At 53.4% G+C, this 20,195-nt stretch carries 19 protein-coding genes, 1 tRNA gene and 2 pseudogenes; 15 read left to right on the top strand and 7 right to left on the bottom strand.

Translation table 11 applies throughout. The annotated features are described in order from the left end of the window. Positions 1-258: 258 nt before the first annotated feature. From EE949_RS30025 to EE949_RS07125, 3 genes and pseudogenes are all read left to right on the top strand, one after another. A pseudogene (locus EE949_RS30025) lies at positions 259-2,371 on the top strand (DUF637 domain-containing protein); the annotation flags it as partial. Positions 2,372-2,879: 508 nt separating this feature from the next. Continuing rightward, positions 2,880-3,317: a hypothetical protein gene (locus EE949_RS07130; RefSeq protein ID WP_122663632.1), complete on the top strand. Its 438-nt coding sequence runs from the start codon at positions 2,880-2,882 to the stop codon at positions 3,315-3,317. A gap of 216 nt (positions 3,318-3,533) precedes the next feature. Next, positions 3,534-4,082, top strand: a complete 549-nt coding sequence (locus tag EE949_RS07125) for a hypothetical protein (protein WP_240350333.1) — start codon at positions 3,534-3,536, stop codon at positions 4,080-4,082. Positions 4,083-4,173: 91 nt separating this feature from the next. Here EE949_RS07125 and radC read toward each other — a convergent pair whose 3' ends face one another. Further along, positions 4,174-4,668: a RadC family protein gene (radC, locus tag EE949_RS07120; RefSeq protein WP_122663630.1), complete on the bottom strand. Its 495-nt coding sequence runs from the start codon at positions 4,666-4,668 to the stop codon at positions 4,174-4,176. Between the two features lie 104 nt (positions 4,669-4,772). On the opposite strand from radC, the gene EE949_RS30190 reads away from it, so the two are divergent. The 5 genes and pseudogenes from EE949_RS30190 to EE949_RS07100 form a co-directional block, all read left to right on the top strand. Further along, positions 4,773-5,015 (top strand): hypothetical protein, encoded by a 243-nt coding sequence (locus EE949_RS30190; RefSeq protein ID WP_431194217.1) that lies wholly within the window; start codon positions 4,773-4,775, stop codon positions 5,013-5,015. After that, positions 5,012-5,233: a hypothetical protein gene (locus EE949_RS07115; RefSeq protein WP_122663629.1), complete on the top strand. Its 222-nt coding sequence runs from the start codon at positions 5,012-5,014 to the stop codon at positions 5,231-5,233. The genes EE949_RS30190 and EE949_RS07115 overlap by 4 nt, the downstream gene beginning before the upstream one ends. 151 nt (positions 5,234-5,384) lie before the next feature. Further along, positions 5,385-5,789: a DUF4259 domain-containing protein gene (locus EE949_RS07110; RefSeq protein WP_162873796.1), complete on the top strand. Its 405-nt coding sequence runs from the start codon at positions 5,385-5,387 to the stop codon at positions 5,787-5,789. Positions 5,790-6,108: 319 nt separating this feature from the next. Next, on the top strand, positions 6,109-6,648 hold the full coding sequence (locus EE949_RS07105) for a hypothetical protein (protein ID WP_240350335.1): 540 nt from the start codon (positions 6,109-6,111) through the stop codon (positions 6,646-6,648). 214 nt (positions 6,649-6,862) lie between these two features. Beyond that, positions 6,863-7,155: pseudogene (locus tag EE949_RS07100) on the top strand (transposase); the annotation flags it as partial. 80 nt (positions 7,156-7,235) lie between these two features. Here the strand turns inward: EE949_RS07100 and EE949_RS30185 are convergent. Together EE949_RS30185 and EE949_RS07090 are read right to left on the bottom strand one after the other, a co-directional pair. Continuing rightward, complete coding sequence (locus EE949_RS30185) at positions 7,236-8,012, bottom strand: ParA family protein (protein ID WP_430735883.1); 777 nt, start codon at positions 8,010-8,012, stop codon at positions 7,236-7,238. A gap of 188 nt (positions 8,013-8,200) precedes the next feature. After that, a tRNA-Asn gene (locus EE949_RS07090) sits at positions 8,201-8,276 on the bottom strand. 158 nt (positions 8,277-8,434) lie between these two features. On the opposite strand from EE949_RS07090, the gene EE949_RS07085 reads away from it, so the two are divergent. From EE949_RS07085 to EE949_RS07065, 5 genes are all read left to right on the top strand, one after another. Further along, complete coding sequence (locus EE949_RS07085) at positions 8,435-10,060, top strand: NADP-dependent glyceraldehyde-3-phosphate dehydrogenase (protein WP_122663744.1); 1,626 nt, start codon at positions 8,435-8,437, stop codon at positions 10,058-10,060. A gap of 596 nt (positions 10,061-10,656) precedes the next feature. Beyond that, positions 10,657-12,912, top strand: coding sequence for an ATP-binding protein (locus tag EE949_RS07080; protein WP_122663626.1), 2,256 nt, complete (start codon positions 10,657-10,659; stop codon positions 12,910-12,912). Between the two features lie 84 nt (positions 12,913-12,996). After that, a complete protein-coding gene (locus tag EE949_RS07075; RefSeq protein WP_122663625.1) occupies positions 12,997-13,506 on the top strand; it encodes a cupin domain-containing protein in 510 nt (169 codons plus the stop codon). A 169-nt stretch (positions 13,507-13,675) separates the two neighbouring features. Further along, on the top strand, positions 13,676-14,560 hold the full coding sequence (locus EE949_RS07070; protein WP_122663624.1) for a DMT family transporter: 885 nt from the start codon (positions 13,676-13,678) through the stop codon (positions 14,558-14,560). A 125-nt stretch (positions 14,561-14,685) separates the two neighbouring features. After that, entirely contained in the window at positions 14,686-16,119 is a 1,434-nt protein-coding gene (locus EE949_RS07065) for an NAD-dependent succinate-semialdehyde dehydrogenase (protein ID WP_122663623.1), read from the top strand. Between the two features lie 89 nt (positions 16,120-16,208). On the opposite strand, the gene pbpG is transcribed toward EE949_RS07065, so the two are convergent. Next, on the bottom strand, positions 16,209-17,150 hold the full coding sequence (gene pbpG / locus EE949_RS07060; protein ID WP_122663622.1) for a D-alanyl-D-alanine endopeptidase: 942 nt from the start codon (positions 17,148-17,150) through the stop codon (positions 16,209-16,211). A 243-nt stretch (positions 17,151-17,393) separates the two neighbouring features. Here pbpG and EE949_RS07055 point away from each other — a divergent pair, with 243 nt between their 5' ends. Further along, positions 17,394-17,954: a hypothetical protein gene (locus EE949_RS07055; RefSeq protein ID WP_122663621.1), complete on the top strand. Its 561-nt coding sequence runs from the start codon at positions 17,394-17,396 to the stop codon at positions 17,952-17,954. A 132-nt stretch (positions 17,955-18,086) separates the two neighbouring features. Here EE949_RS07055 and EE949_RS07050 read toward each other — a convergent pair whose 3' ends face one another. The 3 genes from EE949_RS07050 to EE949_RS07040 all read right to left on the bottom strand — a co-directional run bounded on the left by EE949_RS07050 (position 18,087) and on the right by EE949_RS07040 (position 19,132). After that, positions 18,087-18,269 (bottom strand): hypothetical protein, encoded by a 183-nt coding sequence (locus EE949_RS07050; protein ID WP_122663620.1) that lies wholly within the window; start codon positions 18,267-18,269, stop codon positions 18,087-18,089. A gap of 117 nt (positions 18,270-18,386) precedes the next feature. After that, positions 18,387-18,581, bottom strand: a complete 195-nt coding sequence (locus EE949_RS07045; protein WP_122663619.1) for a hypothetical protein — start codon at positions 18,579-18,581, stop codon at positions 18,387-18,389. Positions 18,582-18,766: 185 nt separating this feature from the next. Continuing rightward, positions 18,767-19,132 (bottom strand): hypothetical protein, encoded by a 366-nt coding sequence (locus tag EE949_RS07040; protein WP_122663618.1) that lies wholly within the window; start codon positions 19,130-19,132, stop codon positions 18,767-18,769. Positions 19,133-19,344: 212 nt separating this feature from the next. On the opposite strand from EE949_RS07040, the gene EE949_RS07035 reads away from it, so the two are divergent. Next, positions 19,345-20,160, top strand: a complete 816-nt coding sequence (locus tag EE949_RS07035) for a shikimate 5-dehydrogenase (protein ID WP_122663617.1) — start codon at positions 19,345-19,347, stop codon at positions 20,158-20,160. Positions 20,161-20,195 lie beyond the last annotated feature (35 nt).

Genomic DNA, 20,195 nt, shown 5'->3' with positions numbered 1-20,195 from the left:
GTCAAAATCTCAAGGGTCACGAAGAGTGCGGCGCCGATGCTAACCAGAAATCGGCGAAAGGGTCTAGAACGCCCTTTGGCGATAGAGTTCAGAAGAATCAGGATTTAACAGCGGACCAATCCTGATACGTCTTCTGATTGGGGGTAGGGTGCTGCATTTCAGGGGCAGGCATTCAGCGCTCTGGTCAATGGTTCATAACCAGGATTTGAGCGCGTGATCAGAGCGATTGCTGACTCTGATCACCTTTGCGTACGAATCAGTTGGGGCAGTAAAAAGACCCAGCGCGACGAGGTTACCCAACTGACTAATATCGGCAGTCAGGTCACCTCAGGCGGTGATCTGACGCTAAAGAGCGGTGGAGATCAGCGCTATCAGGTCGCCAGCTCAACAGCGGGAACGACCTGACTATCGATAGTGGTGGGGCGATCACGTTTGAGGGTGTGAAGGACCTGCATCAAGAGAGTCACGAGAAGAGCAAAAGCAGCCTCGCGTGGACCTCGATGTCAGGCAAGGGCAACACCGACGAAACCCTGCGCCAAACGCAAATGATCGCCGAGGGTGAGCTGGCAATCAGGGCCGTTGACGGCCTTAAAATCGACATCAAGGACGTCAACGAACAAACGGTCAGCCAGACCATTGATGCGATGGTTAAGGCCGATCCGCAGCCGGCATGGTTGAAGGAAGCCGAGAAGCGCGGGGATGTGGATTGGCAACTGATCAAAGAGACACACGACGCCTATAAGTACAGTCATTCGAGCCTGGGCCAGGGCGCGATGTTGGCGATCATTATCATTGTGACTGTAATAACTGCCGGAGCCGGTACGTTCGTTACTACAGGCGCTGCCGCTGGGTCAGTAGCAGGAAGTGCAGCGAGCGCCGCTGGTTTGTCGACTGCTGCAGTAACTACTGTCACAGCAGCCACAATGCAGCAGTCGTCGCAAGTTTGACATCTTTAACTTCTCAGGCCGTGGTAAGCACGATCAACAATCGAGGCGATTTAGGAGTGGTTTTTAAGGACTTAACAAGCGACGATAGCTTAAAAAATCTGGCCATTTCTGGACTTACTGCTGGGTTTACAGCAGGGTTGATAAAACCTCAGTTTGGCGGGACAACCCAGCCTTACAACGGCCTGACTAAAGGTTTCGATTTGTCAGACTTGAGTGATATTGGTGGCTTCGCCTTACATGCAGGTGCGGAGGGTGTCGCGTCTGGTACTATCAAAACCGCAATCAAAAGTGGCAGTCTAAGCGATAACATCGTTGGTGGTCTGGTGTCTCAAGCAGGTAACGTCGCTGCCGCTATTGGTTTCAATTACATCGGCAACTATGTTCAGCAGCAGTATGTAACAGCCTTGCTTAACAAAGATTCTGCGGGTCAATTACTCTGGGTGGAAGGTGGTCTAGGAAGAGTTGCTTTGCATGCGCTTATGGGCGGAGCCATTTCAACGGCTACAGGTGGTGATTTTGCATCCGGAGCGATTGCCGCAGGGGCTAGCCAAGCGATGGCTGGAGTGCTAAATGATGTACTCCGCGCTCATACAGAATTTCGCGAGGCGGCTTCACAAATTGTTGGATTGACTGTGGCTGGTCTCGCCGGTAAAGACGTTGAAAAAGCGTCCTGGATTGCTCTCGTTGCAGATCAGTACAACCGGCAGCTACATTCAACCGAGCGAGAGCTGGCCAAAGCCCTTGCGGAAAAGAGTGGCGGTAAATTCACCGCGCAGCAGATTGAGGATCAACTGAGACTCTCCTACATCACCGGTACTGAGAATCATCCCGCTAAAGATATGGTAGCTAACAAGGCTGGTATCTATGACACCGGCGGAGATTGGATCGAGCTTGGGGGTAGCGGCCAATATGTGCAGAATTTTGCACGTGCCGATAAGGACGTTATCGCCTTCATCAAGCAGTATGTTGATATATATTCATGGGCTGTATATGACTCGAGCAATTATCCACCCATATCAGCCGGCTCTGGTAGCAGTAATGGTGCATCACCGGATGGAAATGGAGGCTATAGAGTGCCAGTCGCGATTGATGGGGTTATTTACACTTCTCGATACTTTCCTTTTGGAAGCGCTGAATGTATAGCGAATGGCGCTAATATTGATTTTTCTGATGTCAAAACTCTAGTATGGCTAAAAGCAGTAGATGCCAAAGCTATCAGTGATATTGGTTGGATGATGGGTGTAGCTGCGGTGCCGACAAATGGCGCCGCAGCGACACTTTTATCCAACGGGTCTACCGCTGCATCTTTGTTGTCTTCCTATTTGAAGGATGATCTCCCAACTGCAACTGGGAGTGCTGCGCTGGGTTATTCTTTTGAGAGGTTTGCTATTGCACGTGGGGTTCCAGAAAAAAACGGCCAGTAAGATCTCGATTGGTTTGGGCGCAGCAGGGGTATGGAATACAATTGCTCAGAAATCTACTGAAATATTTAAAGGTGATTGAATGTTGAGAGTGCTAAAGACATACTGCCATTTTATCGGTTTTGCCTTGCTGGTTGTCTCACTGCTGGTAAGTTTTATCAGGTTTGATGGAAGTTGGCACCGCTTTTTTTCTATGCTGTTAATTCAACTGTGGTTCGGTCAAGCTGTATATAACTACCTCCGCGGGGGGCGTGTAGGTATCGGGCCCGGAAGTCTGGGAGCGGACGCTGATCCAGTAATGAGAGGAGGTCTTGCAGCTTTTGCCTTGTTTGTATATTTTCTAGTGTTTGCTCTTTTTTAAGTTCTTGCAAGCTTCAGGTGGGCGGGGTCGCACCACGATTATTTTATCGTTATTTATTGGTTTTTTGAAGTGATTAGGTTGTGCTTAATCGTGGTCTGATCCCAACTCCCTAAGTGATGATTGCCTTTCCGGTAAATGAGAGATGAGTAAATGAAAGTAAATTTCAAGATTTTGTCATTTCCTACTCGGCAAGATGGGCGAAGTATCTTTGTAGGGACAGAAGGGGAAGTTTCATTTTCTCAAGATGGCTCTGATATTTTGGTTGTGGAGAGCTGCTTGCTAGTCGAGTTGGCAGTTTTTTTTACTCGGTGGTTACGGGCTATTGAGCACGGCAAGATAGAGGATTTTTATTATGTGTCCATGGATGAGGAAGAGGAACCAATATTTGCAATGTCATACGACGTTAATTCAAATTTTTATCAAGTGCAGTCTTGCTGGTTAGAAGCGTCTGTGGATTATCAAATTTCTGTTGATAGTGCTGCTCTAGGCGCTAAAAATTACTTGGAGGAATTGCGGTCGAGAGTTCTTGGTGATTATGGGTTTGATGTTCAGGCTGTGGTAAATGATATTGCCGATTTTGAAGGGTGATCTCACGTCAGGAAGTGGGTAAATTTCATATAAAACCTCAGATTTCATCATTGATGCCTAGGCGCTACTCATGGAGTAGGTAACTGTAGACTTTAATGTTGGTTTGATGGGGGGCTGGTTTTTCGAATGGTATAAAAAATTTAAGGATTGCTGATGTTAAGGTACCTATTATTCGTCATTCTGCTCTCGCTCCTATTTGGTTGTGCAAGTAACTCCGTGACTAGCTACCAACAACAGCTTAGTTTATCCATCACACCTGTCGCACACTCATTTGGAGAGGCTGTTCAGCAGGCCTCCTCGATTTCTCTGCCAGTTAATCGTGGCCTGTTTCCCATGCGCTGGGAGATCGGCGCAACGGACCCGCGAATCGAAATTGGGCAAACGCCCGCTAATTATCGGGTTTTCGACTTTCAGCTTCGCAAGGGGCAGGCCTACGTCATCAACGTCCATTCGATGTGCAACAACATGTGTTTCGGTTTCTCAAAGACGGTGTTGAAGCCTCGAGTAGCGGTGGTCGACGCGCAGGGTAGCGTCGTTGCTGATCACCTCCCGGGACGTAATCCATTGACGATTGAGTGGTCCGGTGTTGCGCCAGCAGATTGCAGGTATTTTTTGATTGTTGCTGCGGATAATCAGAGCCTAGGCGAGCTAGTTTTTACCATGAATACACCCGTGCCTGGATACGCCGGAATGACAGTTCCTGTCGGTATGACGAGCGCGCCGTTTGGCAAGGTTATCGCGTATGTGGAGTATCCAGATGAGTGAGCTGGACAGTTGGCTGAAAAGAGCTGTTCTGTGCACGTCCTTCATGCGCAACTAATCATCACTGTCAAAAAGCGCCCGAGGGCGCTTACCGTCAAATCAACCCTCTCTCCGCAAACGACAGAGGTTGCCCGCTACCTACGATGAAGTGATCAACCAACCGAACGTCAACCAGGCTAAGCGCGTCTTTCATGCGCGTAGTCAGGGTGATGTCCGCTGAGCTGGGCTCGGTGCATCCCGAAGGATGGTTGTGGCTGATAATCACCGCAGCGGCATTGTGCGCCAAGGCTCGCTTTACTACTTGCCGAGGATAGATCGCGGCGCAGTCAATGCTGCCCCGAAACAGAACTTCAAAAGCCAGTGGCTGATGCTTGGCATTCAGAAAAACCACGCCAAAAGCTTCGTGCTCTTCTGCAGCGAGTTTGAGTTTCAGGTAAGACGCTACTGCACCTGGTGATTCAAGTGCGGCTTCAGTTGAGAACAGCCGACGATCGAGGATCAGCAGGACTTCCTGAATCAGTTCGTCTTCGGCGGTGGTGATGGAGGCTTCGATTTCGCTGATGGTTTTATCAATCAGGGCCAGTTTCATGAGGTGCTCTCCGACTTTTTGCGGACAGCACCCCAAAGGGATTGCTCCCCGGGAGGTAGGTGTCGCGGTCATGTGTGGGCATGACCGCGTTATTGCTGATTTAGATAAGCGAAGGGTCAGGGGGCGTAGTACGCATCAGGTTCACCATACTGGGCGGGAAGCGTATGCGCTGCCGGGGAGACTTGCTGCGCTTCAAACTTGGCAGCGAATGGCGCTTGCTTTACTACGTGACAACTGTGGGTTACGTACCCTGCGCACTGGTTAGCCGCCAATCCTTTGATCGTGAGTTGAAGCGAAGGCGGACCCTAAGGGTCTGCAATTTTCAATCACAGGAGAAGCACAGATGAATGCAATTGCATTGTTGAACAACCCACTATTGGCTGTGAGCGGCTTAGAAATGAATGTAAGCCGCTTGGATTTTGGGCGCCTTAAGCACAAATACACAGCCTCCTCCGAGGCGGAGATATCCGTGCGTGACTGGGATATTCAAACCGAGACTTTCTCTCTAAGCCTGCTTGAAGCGCCATCTGATTCGTGTCCAACCGCGATATCAGTTGGGTCATGAGCTGTGCTTGTCTCATTGAAAGCATCTTGGCATTGGCAAAAACTCAGTATGGTCTATGCGCGAGTCTGCTGTGATAAGGTCGCTGCGTGCCATTTCTAGCAGCGCAGAACTACGCGCTGCGGTGGCGCCAAAGCCAAAGGACGGGTTATCAATGGGTACATGGTCAATTCATGCATTTGGGAATGATGAGGCAGCTGACTTCGCCATTGAGCTGAGTGAGTCTCGAGATCTGGAACTTATCGAGTCAGCCTTGGAACATGTGATTGCAGCGGAGGAGTACCTTGAAGCTCCGGAAGCAGGCCGTGGCATCGCAGCTGCTGCAGCGCTCGCGTTGGTGAATGGCCAGGAAACTCCCGGTGAGCCAGACGAGGCCATCTCTGTGTGGGTGAAGAGCCAGTCGACCAAACCAAGCGCAGATCTGCTCACCAAAGCACAGACGGCCATTGACCGTGTGCTGGCTGACAACTCGGAGCTCGCGGAGCTTTGGGCAGAGAGCGATGAATACGAGGCTTGGCGAGATGGCCTACTCAATCTCCAGGCATCACTAGGCCGGTAGGCGCCTGATGAGTTTTTGCATCCAGGAAACTTTTCGAAGTTGGGTAGATGACATGTATAGCTGCTGACGGCAACCGATCTGTCGCTCACAGTGACAGGCCGTGCGATGACTTCATTTCTCTGACATAGCATTGAGCTGGTGCGCAATACAAAGTCAGTCAAGCTGATCAGCTTGACTGACGAGGTTAAGATCACTTGTCCAGACGCATACTAAGTAATGCGATCATGTACTGGCTCTGCATTTGTTGACCGGTGAACTCCGACCCAGGCATATTGGCCGCTCGCAACGCAGAGCTGTTCAACGGATGAGAGTCGCGGTAATGGATTTATCACTGAGCAAGAAAGGATGGTCAGCTCTGGCTTTGACCGGGCTGATTTTTTTGGCGACAGGCAACTCCTATGCAGCGGATGGCGAAGCCTTCTCTCCATCCACTGCCTGCAGCGTGTTGGAACGAACTCCCGGCTTCAAACCCAATCCCAGCGGCTACAGTGAGTTGCATGACGGTGTCTATTCTTGCGGCACTCCGTACAAATATCTGGGGTCGCAAGAGCTACCCAACAACGTAGCGTTGTACGGCCGAGGGACTGCTGACGAGGTTACGCGCGTCAAGCTTATGCTGAATGTGAACGTGCCAAGCCGAGCTGTTGCAGATACTAGGGCGCTTGCTGCTCTATGTACAAAAATGATCGGAGAGCTGGCGGGTAGCGTTCCTGTTGGATTTGGAAAAAAAGCCAGCTTGGGTAAGCCATTCGAGGAGCAGTTTCAGGGCTACAAGATTTTCCTGACTAAAGAAGTTTGGCCGACCGGCAAGGGATTTGAGCTCAACTGCGGTATCGCAACCTTGAGTCATGAGGAGTAGCGCTATAGGCGTCATCAGAGCGTGTATACCTATCAGTTTTTTTCGAGCCATCCACAGGTTTGACAGGGCGAACAGCATCGTCAATTGAGCTGTGTTTTTCATCAGTCATGAGCCAGTTTTCACCGGCAGCTTTTGGCCGATTTTGTTGAAGAAGTAGATATCCTGCTTGGCCTGCGGCAAAATCAGGTCGTCGGCCAGCGGGAGGATTCGCAGCATGATGGGACAATTGTCGAGCGGACAAGAGAGACAGTTTTACTCGTTCAACATTAGAGATCACATCCCAGCCAATCACACCTCCTGCGTAGCATTGATCGATGCGTCGATTTAAGCGATCTGCGCCATTATCTCGCCGATTTTTATAGCCCAATCGGGCGTCCATCGATTGATCCCGAGTTGATGATTCGCCTATTGGTCGTTGGATACTGCTACGCCATTCGTTCCGAACGTCGGTTGTGCGAAGAGGCTCATTTGAATCTGGCGCATCGCTGGTTCTGCCGTTTGAGTCTTTAGGACGAAGTCCCCAATTACTCTACGTTTTCCAAGAGCCGCCACGGTCCCTGATCTCAGCCAATTCTCGGTCAATCTGGCTAGGGGAGCTTGTTCCTCTGCTCATTAAAGCGATAGCTTTTCAGGTCGTCATCAGTCAAAACCTGTTTGGGCTCATCGTTCTCGTCCATTATCACAAGCCGGTATGGACTTGTAGTAGAAGCTAATGACCTAGATGTATGAACCTGAAAAGGCACTTCATACTCTATCCCGTGGATCGGAACCTTCATTCCATTGCAATCCATGAATAGGCCTGGCAGACAGAAGCAACCTCGACTCACATTATCGTCCGAAAGGGTTGCGTAGCCCGGCCTTGTGAGCTCCGCCAGCGATGTCACGATCCTTCCATCGGCATCGAAAATTGCCTGCATGTGTGCGTAAACGGTGATTTTCTTTTCATCTGGAGAGGCGCTTGCAAAAAGCATTGCCTGGCCTTCACGGGTACAATGGACCGAGAATTTGGATTGATCCAAAAGCGGAAATAAATGCCGTGCTGTAACGTTAAGGCGCCCATCTGCCGCGTAAAGCAGCATGTTGCTGAGCTGGTTATGGGGATCGTTGGAGAGGATCAGTGACAGATTGGGGATGCAGGTCCGTGAAATGACCTGATCGGCGCGGGTGTCGTTTTGGGATATGAGCTGGTAAGTGCCGCCGGGCGCTTCATGCTCAAGGCGATAAAACGAGGACAGCGAAGGTTGCGTATCGAGATCTATGAGGAGGGTGCGGATGCCAGCGTCGGCGCAGAAAGCGCCTAGATTTGCGGTTACCGTGGTCTTGCCAGGGCCGCCTTTGGTCGAAAGGACCGATGCGATTGTCATTATGCTTGCCTCTAGTCGAATGATTAGAGACAGCGCTTTGACTCACGAACTGAAGTGTATCTAGAGGTAAGCAGTAGAGGGTTTGGGTGTTTCTGGAGATTTTCAGCGTTTCAGTGACAAAATCAGTGATCGCGGTAAAAAATCCTACACTACCTGTTCAAACCCTTGAACCTACAGCTTCTTGAAGGTGGCTCCACGACCTGGACTCGAACCAGGGACCCAGTGATTAACAGTCACTTGCTCTACCAACTGAGCTATCGCGGAATGAGCGCTATGTTACTGTTTCAATTGGATTAGTCAAGCGTGTGCCGAAAATATTTTTACTATTCAGCAGCTTGGCGAGGTGCGTCTCCAAAACGAGCGGACTTTGGCGTAGTGTCATGACATGCCCTTTGTGACTGCCCCCTAGAGAGGTGAAAGAAGTGACCGTCAGCAATCGTCTTGAATCGTTATTTCCTGCGCTGGAACAGATCCCTGAGCAGTATCGTCCTGTTGAGGCCATCGAGCAGCGCGAGTACCTGGTCAATGGCACGTTGCAGCTGTGGCAAGGGCCTTTGGCACCGGTGCGCAGTCCGGTGTGCCTCAGTGGTGCCGACGGTATCCGCTCGGTCATTCTTGGCAGTACGCCTTTGCTGGATGCGGCCACCGCGATGACGGCTCTGGAGGCGGCGGTTCAGGCTTACGACAGAGGGCAGGGCGCCTGGCCGACGATGCGCGTGGTTGAGCGTATTCAGCATGTCGAGGCGTTTCTCAAGCGCATGCGCGAGCAGCGTGAGGCGGTGGTCAAACTGCTGATGTGGGAAATTGGTAAGAATCTCAAGGATTCAGAGAAAGAATTTGATCGCACCTGCGATTACATTGTCGACACCATCAATGCACTCAAGGAGCTGGATCGGCGTTCGAGTCGTTTCGAGCTGGAGCAGGACACCCTGGGGCAGATTCGCCGGGTTCCGTTAGGCGTGACGCTGTGTATGGGGCCTTACAATTACCCGCTGAACGAAACCTTCACCACGCTTATTCCAGCTCTGATCATGGGTAATACCGTGGTCTTCAAACCCGCCAAGTTTGGCGTGTTGTTGATCCGGCCCTTGCTGGAAGCCTTTCGGGATAGCTTCCCGGCGGGCGTCATCAACGTTATCTACGGCAGCGGCCGGGAAACGGTCAGTGCCTTGATGGCCAGCGGCAAGGTCGATGTGTTCGCCTTTATCGGCACTAACAAAGCGGCCAGCGACCTGAAGAAACTTCACCCCAAGCCGCACCGTCTGCGCGCCGCACTGGGCCTGGATGCCAAGAATCCGGGCATCGTGTTGCCGGATGTGGATCTGGACAACGCGGTCAGTGAGTCGATAACCGGGTCGTTGTCTTTCAACGGTCAACGTTGCACCGCGCTCAAGATTCTGTTTGTGCATGAAAGTGTGGTCGACAGTTTTCTGGAAAAGTTTCAGCACAAACTTGCCCAGTTGAAAGCCGGTATGCCATGGGAGGTGGGGGTGTCGTTGACGCCATTACCTGAGCCAGGCAAGACCGACTACCTCAAGGGGCTGGTCGAAGACGCTGTGAGTAAAGGCGCCCGTGTGGTGAATGAGGGCGGCGGGGAGGTCAATGAAACATTCTTCTATCCGGCCGTGTTGTATCCAGTGACCTCGGCCATGCGGGTTTACCACGAAGAGCAGTTTGGTCCGGTAGTGCCCGTTGTGGCTTACCGTGATCTGGAGTCGGTGATCGACTACGTACTGGACTCGGACTTCGGTCAGCAGCTGAGCATTTTTGGTAATGACTCTGCTCAGGTTGGACGGCTGGTGGACGCCTTTGCCAACCAGGTCGGGCGTATCAACATCAATGCGCAGTGTCAGCGGGGACCGGATCAGTTTCCCTTCAACGGTCGCAAAAACTCGGCCGAAGGCACTTTGTCGGTTCATGACGCGCTTCGGGTTTTTTCAATCCGTACGTTGGTTGCGACCAAATTTCAGGAAGGTAACAAAAAGCTGGTCAGCGACATTATTCGTAATCGTGAGTCCAGCTTCCTGACCACTGACTACATTTTCTAACGGGCTGACAGCGGGAAGGGATGTCAGGCTAACCGTGCAACGGCATAGTCGTCCGGCATCCCTGTTAACGTGCATCAATGAGTTGGGTTAAATCGTTATTCCAAAAGATCCGCATCCGGAGACTTCGCGCAATCAAGTTCATACTGTAATGTGTCGGGCGTCTTTAAAGACGAAGCTGCTTAAGTGATATTAAGTAGAATATAGCGGTGCGCCGAACTCGTTCGTGTGCCATGGTTACGGACACTGATAGTTGCTCAACGAATATTTCCCTGCGCAGCAGTCGATACGCTCGAATGCGCACGTTTTGCTGAGCCGCCTTGCGCCAGGCGGGCTCCGCGCTGGTCAGTACCTTCCCCTGAAGTGTTGGTGTTCGCTTGCTCCGGTCTGGCATCGCAATAATCTTTACTGTGGTTTGACGCCGGCCTGTCGCGATTTGTACTTTTCGTTGGAACGGACAGCCGCGGGCGCCGCAAAGTTGGATCCAATCATAAGTTTTCGCCGGAATAAATTACCGGCGCTGGTTAACAATTCGTCGCGCAAGGATGACGCGTCGCTAGTTATGTTGAACGTTGGTTCAAGCGTACGGAGGTTTTGCGATGATTGTTGACGACGGTGATGTTTTTGATCAATTGCTGGCCAATTGTGATCAAGAGCCTATTCAGATTCCGGGCGCTATACAGCCTCATGGCGTGCTGCTGGCTATCAACGAGGCAACCTGGGTCGTGCAGCAACTCAGTGCAAATGCCGACGAACTCTTTGACCGCGCCGCATCAGAGCTGGCCGGGCAAAACCTTGAACTCGTGCTGGGCGAGCAGCAGGCGCAGCAAGTGCGCGCCGCGGCAACGGCCGTTTCACTGGACGAGGTCAATCCGCTGTCGTTGTCCTATGGGCAGGATCAGATGGACTGTACCTTGCATCGTTATGATGGATTGCTGGTGCTGGAGATCGAAAATCCGGGCGAGCTTACTTCAGCCAGTCTGCGCCACCTGGACCGTGGATTGGGCCGTACGCTGCGCCGTCTACAAGGCGCAAAATCTCTCGCGGAACTTTACGAAATAAGTGTCCGCGAAATTCAGGCTTTGACCGGTTATGACCGGGTGCTCGTTTATCGCTTCGAAGCCGAAGGGCATGGCCAGGTTATTGCTGAAGCCTCCAGCCCTGGCATGGATATCTATAACGGTTTGTTTTTCCCGGCGTCCGACATCCCGAGCCAGGCCCGTGAGCTGTACCGGCTCAACTGGTTGCGAATAATCCCCGATGCGCGCTATATGCCTGTGCCTCTGGTGCCATTGTTAAGGCCTGATACGTTGATGCCCCTGGACATGACGCATTCGCTGCTACGCAGTGTTTCGCCGATTCATTGCCAGTACATGAAAAATATGGGGGTTTTGTCCTCCATGAGCATTTCGTTGCTCAAGGATGATCGTCTCTGGGGGCTGATCAGTTGTGGTAATCGCCAGCCATTGCTGGTGCCACACGAGTTGAGGGCCGCCTGCCAGACGATTGGTCAGGTGCTGTCGATGCAGATCAGCGCTCTTGAAGAAGCCGAGATGACCCGTCAGCGCCAGAAGAAAGAGGTGGTGCTCGCTGAGCTTGGCCGTGCCATGCACTCGTCCACCGACAAGGATGTATTGGAGGCGCTGGCGCAGGATCCGGAATCGCTGATGACGTTGACCGGAGCGTCGGGCGTCGCTGTGCTGGTAGAGGATCGATTGCACGTGTGGGGTGCTTGTCCGGCGGTAGAGCATATCCGTTCTCTCTATACCTGGGTTCAGCAGCAACCTTCAGGTATTTATGAATCATCGAATCTGAGTGCTGATTTCCCAGAGGCTCACGAATATCAGGATGTCGGCAGCGGTGTTCTGGCGTTCACGTTGCCCAAGCCGGTGGACAATGCCGTGCTGTGGTTTCGTCCGGAGGTCAAGGACAGCGTTCATTGGAGCGGCGACCCGAGTAAGCCGATGGAAATGTCTGAAACCGATACCGGTAACCGACTTGAGCCTCGCAAGTCGTTCGAGATATGGAAGGAGCAGGTCGATGGCAAAGCGCATCGCTGGGACAGTGGTGACCTGTTCGCGGTCGCTGACCTCAGACGTTCTGCCCTGGAAGCCGATCTGTCTCGTCAGGTGCTACGTGAGCAGGAAGCGGTACGTGCGCGGGATGAATTGGTCGCGGTGGTATCCCATGACCTGCGCAACCCGATGACCGTCATCGTGATGCAGTGCGGAATGATGCAGCGTTTGATCGGGGCCGACAGCACTCCGTCCTCCAAGCGGGTCAACTCAGCCATCGATACGATGCAGCGTGCGACTACGCGAATGACCAATCTGCTGGAGGATCTTCTGGATACCTCGAAAATCGAGGCCGGGCGCTATTCCATCACGACGCAGCCTTGCGATGTAAGTCAGACTTTCGAAGAGGCTTATTCGCTGCTTGCACCGTTGGCACTAAATAAATTCATTGAGCTGAGTTTTGGTCCCGAACACAGTCTGCGTGTTATGGCCGACCCTGAGCGCTTGTTTCAGGTGCTGTCGAACCTGATTGGTAATGCCATCAAGTTCACTCCAAGAGAGGGGAATGTCGCTGTCAGTGCCGTAAGAGAGGGTGATTACGCCAGATTCAGCGTTGTCGACACAGGAGCCGGTATAGCCCCTGACCAGTTGCCTCATGTATTTGAACGATACTGGCGGGTCCGTGAGGGCAATCCAAGCGGTACTGGCCTGGGACTTTACATCTCAATGGGGATCGTTAAAGCCCATGGCGGCGAGCTATGGGTCAGTAGTGAGTTGGGGCAAGGCAGCGAATTCAGCTTTACTGTGCCTTTGGTCTCTCTTGAGGTAATGGCCGAATAGCCCGCCTGACCGCAGCATGCAACTTCCATCATCGTGTGAGCGTCGACATGGATAATCAATGGTCCTCAGGCAGGAGCCGTCATCATGGTTTCACGCGTACCTGAGCAGTTGTTTTTTGACGAGAACCGCTACATTCCCAATAGCAGATTACCGGTGCTGATCTATCGGGGAGTGTCGTTTGAGAACGCTGATACTGCCAAGGCGTTTGAGCGGCTCTTTACCAGTAACCACTGGCTGGCAAAATGGCGCGACGGGATTTTCGACTACCACCATTATCACGCAACTGCCCATGAGGCACTTGGAGTGGCGAGGGGGGCCGCCCGGGTGATGCTCGGGGGCGCAGGGGGGCAGGAAGTCACCGTTGCACCTGGCGATGTGCTGGTATTGCCAGCCGGAACCGGTCACTGCTGCCTCGAACAAAGTGATGACTTCCTGGTGGTGGGAGCTTATCCCTACAACCAGAGCAATTACGACATCCAACGCGCAGACCCTGCTGCGCTGCCGGTTTCAAAGCAGCGCATTGTCGAGGTGCCTTTGCCCGAGGCCGATCCCCTTACCGGCACGACAGGGGCTTTGCTGCGATTCTGGACCTGAGTCCTGACCAGACTGGTCAGTCAGTTATTTTCGTCATCAGCCGTGGCTTTGTTTGGATAACCGGAACAGCTTCTATATTCTTTGGTCTATCCGCTTTTCAGGGACATCGGATGCGCTGTCATTCGATCTTTGAATATGCGCCTGTTTTCTGCCTTGCCAAGGAAACTAGATGACCATCGTCAGCACGCCGCTATCTGGCGTCAATCAGCCACTCAAGGGCATTGCGCTTATTGTGCTGGCAACGTTTCTGTTTGCCAGTCATGACACGATCTCCAAGTACCTGTCCGGTTTTTACCCGGTCTTTATGGTCGTCTGGGTGCGTTACCTGGTGCATACCTTGCTCATGGCCGGGATTTTCATGCCGTCGGCTGGGCTGCGGGTTTTGCGTACCAAACGTTTGAAGCTGCAGATAATACGAGCGCTTTGTCTGTTGGGTACCAGCCTGTTATTCACGACCGGGCTGATGTATATCCCGCTGGCCGAGGCAACCGCGGTTAACTTCCTCGCGCCTTTGTTGATAACCGCCATGTCGGTGCCGTTACTGCACGAGCATGTCACGCGTAAACAGTGGGCCGCAGTACTGGTGGGGTTTGTGGGTGTGCTGATCATCGTACATCCCGGAGGCGAGTTGTTTACTCCGGCTGTTTTACTGCCGTTGGCTTCTGCGACGCTGTTTGCGTCCTATCAGTTGCTCACCCGAATGGTTAGTGCTCATGACAGTCCGACCACCAGCAATTTTTTTGCCGGGCTGTTCAATAGCCTGGTCATGACCGCATTGCTGCCGTTTTTCTGGACGGTGCCGGAGCTCAAGCATCTGCCGTTCATGCTGGCACTCGGCGCGTGCGGTATGGTTGCTCATTTACTGTTGACCCAGGCCTTTCGCTTCGCCGCCCCCGCGATGCTGGCGCCGTTCAGTTATTGCCAGATTGTATTCGCCGGTTTACTGGGCTATCTGGTGTTCGGCCATGCGCCGTCCCTGATGGCTCAATTAGGCATTGCGGTGATCTGTCTGAGCGGATTGGCAGCTGCGTGGCAACAGCGCACCAAGGCCTGACGGGTAGCGCTTCCTGACGTCCATTTGGTGAAATGCCTTGATATATAGAGGCACGCCCCCATTGAACCCGTAGCGCTTTTGAAAAACTTATTTCTGTTTATGCGAACGCAACTGGAGAAATCGCTATGTACCCTGATGTACAGCTATTCATCGACGGTCAATGGCGTGCAGGCCAACAAGGTCGCACCCTGCCAGTCATCGAACCTGCCACAGGCGAGCAACTGGGCACCGTCGCGCACGCCAGTATTTCTGACCTCGATGAAGCGCTGGCCGCTGCCGAGCGTGGTTTTGCGGTGTGGCGCAAGATCTCGGCTTACGATCGCTACAAGACGATGCAGAAAGCCGCGCAACTTCTGCGCGAACGCGCGGATGTGATTGCCCGGATTATGACTCAGGAGCAGGGCAAGCCTTTGGCTGAGGCCCGTGCCGAGGTGCTGTCCGGCGCTGATGTCGTCGAATGGCTGGCGGAAGAGGGCCGTCGTAGTTATGGCCGCATTGTTCCATCCCGTGGAGCAAGTGTTGAGCAGAAGGTCGTCAAGGAGCCGGTTGGGCCCGTCGCTGCGTTTACGCCGTGGAACTTCCCGATCAATCAAATCGTGCGCAAACTCTCCTCGGCGTTGGCTGCGGGCTGTTCAATCATCGTCAAGGCTCCTGAAGAAACACCCGCATCGCCTGCCGAACTGATTCGTGCGTTTGCAGACGCGGGTGTTCCAGCAGGCGTTATTGGTCTGGTGTACGGTGACCCGGCGGAAATCTCCTCGTATCTCATCCCGCATCCGGTCATCCGTAAGGTGACATTCACCGGCTCGACGCCGGTCGGCAAGCAGCTGGCTGCTCTGGCCGGGCAGCACATGAAACGCGCCACAATGGAGCTTGGTGGTCATGCTCCGGCGCTGGTTTTTGATGATGCTGATGTTGATCTTGCTGCGCGCGTGTTGGCTACGGCAAAGTTCCGCAATGCCGGTCAGGTGTGCGTTTCACCGACTCGCATTCTGGTACAGCGCGGGGTGTTCGATGCATTCCTCGAGAAGTTTGTCGGTCTGACTCGGGAAATCAAGGTGGGTAACGGTCTGGAGTCCACCGTAACCATGGGGCCGGTCGCCAATGAGCGCCGCATACCTGCCTTGGTGGCATTGGTAGAGGATGCCAAGGCTGCTGGCGCTACGCTGAATGCTGGCGGTCGGGCGATTGATGGCCCGGGCTACTTCTTCGAGCCGACCGTACTCAGTGGCCTGACTCGCGAAATGCGCATCATGAACGAGGAACCGTTCGGGCCGGTCGCTCTGTTGGTGCCGTTCGATACGGTGGAAGAGGCCATCGCGGAATCCAATCGAGTCCCGTTTGGCCTGGCTTCTTATGCCTTTACCACGTCGATGAAAACGGCTCATGCATTGAGCACCTACATTGAGGCGGGCATGCTGTCCATCAATCATCAGGGCATTGGTTTGCCGGAGGTGCCATTTGGTGGCATCAAGGATTCCGGTTACGGCTCCGAAGGGGGGACCGAAGCGATTGAGGCCTATCTGAATACCAAGCTGGTGACTCAGTTCAACCTTTAAGCGTTTGGCCACACCGACGCAATAAAGCAAAAGGCCGCCAGCTTCTTGATGAGCTGGCGGCCTTTCTGTTTAAGCGATTAACTGGCGAATCACTCGGTGGCTTGCAGCCCTTGTTGCTTCATCACCAGATTCTTCTCTTTCTTGTACTGCAAGGCTACAGCTGGAGGCGGGTTACTTTTGCCGGTTTCCATCCATTGGCGGATCCGGCTAGCGTCCGCAAAGTGCGTGTATTTGCCGAATGCATCGAGAATCACCATCGAGACAGGACGGTTGGCCATGCTGGTCAGCAGCACCAGGCAGTGCCCGGCCTGATTAGTAAAACCCGTCTTGGTCAATTTAATGTCCCAGTTGGATTTTCGAACCAGGTGGTCGGTATTGCTGAAGCCGAGGCTGTAAGTCGGCTTGCGGAACGTCACGGTTTTTTCCGGCGTTGTACTCAACTCGCTAAGCGCTGGATATTTACGTGATGCCAATAGAAGTTTGGTCAGATCGCGGGCTGTAGAAACGTTATAGATCGAAAGGCCTGTAGGCTCGACATACACCGTGTGCTTCATTCCCAGTGCCTTGGCTTTGGCATTCATCGCCAGAATGAACGCTGCGTAGCCGCCTGGATAACTGTGGGCCAGGCTGGCCGCCGCGCGATTCTCGGATGACATCAAGGTAATAAGCAGCATTTCCCGACGGGGTAGTTCGCTGCCCAGTTTTACCCGGGAGAACACGCCTTTCATTTCCGGCGTCTGAGAAATATTGACCGGAATGACCTCATCCATGGACTGTTTGGCGTCCAGCACGACCATCGCGGTCATGAGTTTGGTAACCGAGGCGATCGGTACGATGACATCCGGATTGCTTGAATACAGGACTTTATCGGTTTGCAGGTCGACGACCATGGCACTGCCTGACGCCAGATGAAGAAGTGACGGGTCACGATTAAGTGGGGCAGGGTCATTCGCATAGGCACTGGTGGATAGTGCCGGGCCTGCAAGTGCAAATAAAAGGCCCAAAAGTGGAAGACGAATTTTCAAGAGCAACGCTCACTAAAAGTGGAGTGTGGTATCACACAGGGTTAAAGAAACTGCGCGGTATTTTATGAGCAGGCCTGACTACTGTCGATGGGTGTTGTAGGACGTTTCACTAATAAGCGTAATATTTAACTTTGCATCGACCGGCTGAAATATCGTCCGTCGATGACAATAGTCGTGGTGTCCGGCGCCAGCACCGATTAGCATCCCATGCCATCGATAGCAGCCGACACAGACCGAAGGAGTCGCGCAATGCCCAAGGGGTTTATCAGCAAGGATTACGTTGTTTTAGTGATAGTTGCCGGTGTAATAGCCGTTCTTTTGATCGGGGCAGGGTTCTTTTCAAGGCCGGCAGACTGGGTGGGTTGGGTTCAGGCCGCGGGCTTGATCATCGGCATGATGGTCGCCGTTGCAGTGCCGGGTATCCAGCGTAGCCAAGAGGCAGCCGTGCAGCACAAGGCAATGCGCGACGGGCAGATCGGTTATGCCAGGCGTATGCAGTACCTGTGCGGTGAGCTCGGTGAACTGTTGGGCAAAATCAGCCTGAGCCTGAACCATCTGCGCGCAACTGATCGGCATCGCTTGAAGTATGTCTTGCAAGACTATCTGCACCGCCTGTTTGAATCCCACAAGGATGACCTGAATGACGATCGCGTAGTGATTGCCTACGAACTGCGTCAGGTCGCCAACGACCTTATCGATGAGCTGGAAAGTGGGCGTTCGGATCGGGTTGTGTTCATGAGTATGGAGAAGCGTCTGCAGAAGCTGACCCATAGGTGTCAGGCCAACGCAGCGATGGCTGAGCGTCTCTGATTGTTGTGTTACGGATTCGTGGCCAAAAAAAAGCCCGCATCAGGGGAGCGATGCGGGCAAGAGGATGTGCGGAGCAACGCACGATTCATTCAGAAACTGAAACCGGGTGAGCTGTCAGCCTATCGGCAGTGGTCAGCCATTCAACTGACCACTTTCAAACATATCGGAACGCGCTTGTGCGGCATTCAGCGAGGCGAAGGGGCCGCTGACGGGCTCGCCGTCGTGCACCAGATACCAGCAGGCCAGAAGGCCTTGGGCTCTAAGGGCTTGCGGGACTGCGCTGCCTACCACTGACATGATTTTGAGTGTGTTCATAAGTGCCTCCAACAATCTATGGCGCTACTCTACGGCGTCATGGGACGCGGCAGAAATCAACGCTCTCGATAGTAGACATTGATGAACAGGCAAGCCGAAGGGGGCGGCTGGGGAGTGTCAGTCGACGACCTGATCCAGCATGTTGATGACTTCCTCGTCGGACAACACGCCTTTTTCCACCAGATTCTGAGCCAGAAGCGCCACGAACTTGGCAGTGCGATGGCCTTCAAGGCTCTTGAGTTCTGTCAGAGCGCTATAGACCTTGTTCGACGTACAGAGTCCGACCATTCGATGTGGGTTCTGAGTCGGCATCCTGATTTCCTTATTGTTATGGCTGACGGGGGCAATGGCGTTGGAAGGTTTTCATCCGGCCAGCGGCCAGACGGGACTGTTAGCAGGCTATCGTCTTTTTTTCGCTGATCTTGAGCCTGAAGATAGCGGTTATCTGCCATCCAGCAAAAAAAGCCCCGCCGGTAAGGGCGGGGCTTTTTCAATGGTTACCAGCGACCACGATCGTAATAGCCGCGCGGCGGTCCGTAATAACCCGGCGGAGGGCCATAATATCCAGGTGGTGGGCCATACACGCGCACGGGCGGCGGTGCTACTACCTGGTAAGCCGGTTGGTAATAGACAGGCTGCGGTGGCGCCTGAACGTAAACGGGTTGCTGAACATAGACTGGCTGTTGCTCAACATAGACTGTTCTGTCACGGCCGGAAGAGACCGCCGAACCAATGACGCCACCCACAATTGCACCTACAACTGCAGGGCCCGCCCAGCCACCGCCGCCGCCATGGGCGTTCGCCTGGCCGGCCATGGCCAGGGCAGCTAACAACAAGGCAACCTTGGGGATTTGACGAATCATGACTATTCCTCGACTTTCAACCCGTTGTCGCGGGCCTGCATTACTCTCAAGCACTGCCACGGGATAACTCTTAAGACAGCGCTTTGCGAAAAAACTGCGAAGCCGTTAAGTAAATTTTGTGTAAGGTATCCGGCGAGTTTGATCAGGCCGTATTGCGGTGCTGATATTACGCTTTCCAATGAGGCAATGACTAATACCGTTCAGGAGAAAATATGCCCATTATTCCTGACAAGGAAACCGTGCTGTGCATGTCGCTCGCTGCGAGGCCAGGTAACTTCGGTGTTCGCTTCCATAACCATCTCTACCAGCAATTGGGTCTCAACTTCTATTACAAGGCTTTTTGCCCTTCGGACCTGCCCGCTGCCATTGCGGGAATGCGCTCACTAGGCATTCGCGGCTGTGCCGTTTCCATGCCCTTCAAGGAAGCGAGCATTTCGTTGGTTGACGAAATGGATGATTCAGCTGCCGCCATCACGTCGATCAACACCATCGTCAATACCGCTGGCCATCTCAAGGCTTACAACACGGACTACATTGCGGTTGCGCAGCTTATGGACAGCCACGCTGTGCCGCGTACCGAATTTGCCCTGCGCGGCAGTGGCGGGATGGCCAAGGCGGTGGCTTTCGCCATGCGTGATGCCGGCTTCACCGAGGGGGTAATTATTGCCCGCAATGAGAAAGCAGGTCGGGCGCTGGCTGAGTCCTGTGGACTGCGTTGGCAGGCGGAGCTGGGGGATTTTCGGCCGTCTTTACTGGTCAATGTCACCCCGCTGGGGATGGTCGGTGCTCAATCAGATGAGCTGGCTTTCAGTCACGACGCTATCGACGCGGCCGACACCGTCTTTGATGTCGTCGCCAACCCCGCCAATACGCCACTTATCGAGGCCGCACGGGCGAGGGGCAAGCGTGTTATCAGTGGCGATGAAGTGGCAGCCATTCAGGCGCTGGAGCAATTTGTGTTGTATACCGGCATGCGTCCGAGCGATGAGCAGTTTCAGCAAGCTGCGGCATTTGCCCGAGCGGGATAGAGGTTGAATCCTGCCCGGATTGAGCGTTATCCGCA

Source organism: Pseudomonas viridiflava (assembly GCF_900602065.1).
GTDB lineage: Bacteria > Pseudomonadota > Gammaproteobacteria > Pseudomonadales > Pseudomonadaceae > Aquipseudomonas.
This window is presented reverse-complemented; position numbering and strand designations above follow the sequence as displayed.

Bases quoted from the DNA above. Each gene is read 5' to 3' on its own strand.
- EE949_RS07130 (WP_122663632.1), top strand. From the start codon at position 2,880: ATGAAAGTAAATTTCAAGATTTTGTCATTTCCTACTCGGCAAGATGGG.
- radC (WP_122663630.1), bottom strand. From the start codon at position 4,668: ATGAAACTGGCCCTGATTGATAAAACCATCAGCGAAATCGAAGCCTCC.
- EE949_RS07115 (WP_122663629.1), top strand. From the start codon at position 5,012: ATGAATGCAATTGCATTGTTGAACAACCCACTATTGGCTGTGAGCGGC.
- EE949_RS07110 (WP_162873796.1), top strand. From the start codon at position 5,385: ATGGGTACATGGTCAATTCATGCATTTGGGAATGATGAGGCAGCTGAC.
- EE949_RS07105 (WP_240350335.1), top strand. From the start codon at position 6,109: ATGGATTTATCACTGAGCAAGAAAGGATGGTCAGCTCTGGCTTTGACC.
- EE949_RS30185 (WP_430735883.1), bottom strand. From the start codon at position 8,012: ATGACAATCGCATCGGTCCTTTCGACCAAAGGCGGCCCTGGCAAGACC.
- EE949_RS07080 (WP_122663626.1), top strand. From the start codon at position 10,657: ATGATTGTTGACGACGGTGATGTTTTTGATCAATTGCTGGCCAATTGT.
- EE949_RS07075 (WP_122663625.1), top strand. From the start codon at position 12,997: ATGGTTTCACGCGTACCTGAGCAGTTGTTTTTTGACGAGAACCGCTAC.
- EE949_RS07070 (WP_122663624.1), top strand. From the start codon at position 13,676: ATGACCATCGTCAGCACGCCGCTATCTGGCGTCAATCAGCCACTCAAG.
- EE949_RS07065 (WP_122663623.1), top strand. From the start codon at position 14,686: ATGTACCCTGATGTACAGCTATTCATCGACGGTCAATGGCGTGCAGGC.
- EE949_RS07055 (WP_122663621.1), top strand. From the start codon at position 17,394: ATGCCCAAGGGGTTTATCAGCAAGGATTACGTTGTTTTAGTGATAGTT.
- EE949_RS07050 (WP_122663620.1), bottom strand. From the start codon at position 18,269: ATGAACACACTCAAAATCATGTCAGTGGTAGGCAGCGCAGTCCCGCAA.
- EE949_RS07045 (WP_122663619.1), bottom strand. From the start codon at position 18,581: ATGCCGACTCAGAACCCACATCGAATGGTCGGACTCTGTACGTCGAAC.
- EE949_RS07040 (WP_122663618.1), bottom strand. From the start codon at position 19,132: ATGATTCGTCAAATCCCCAAGGTTGCCTTGTTGTTAGCTGCCCTGGCC.
- EE949_RS07035 (WP_122663617.1), top strand. From the start codon at position 19,345: ATGCCCATTATTCCTGACAAGGAAACCGTGCTGTGCATGTCGCTCGCT.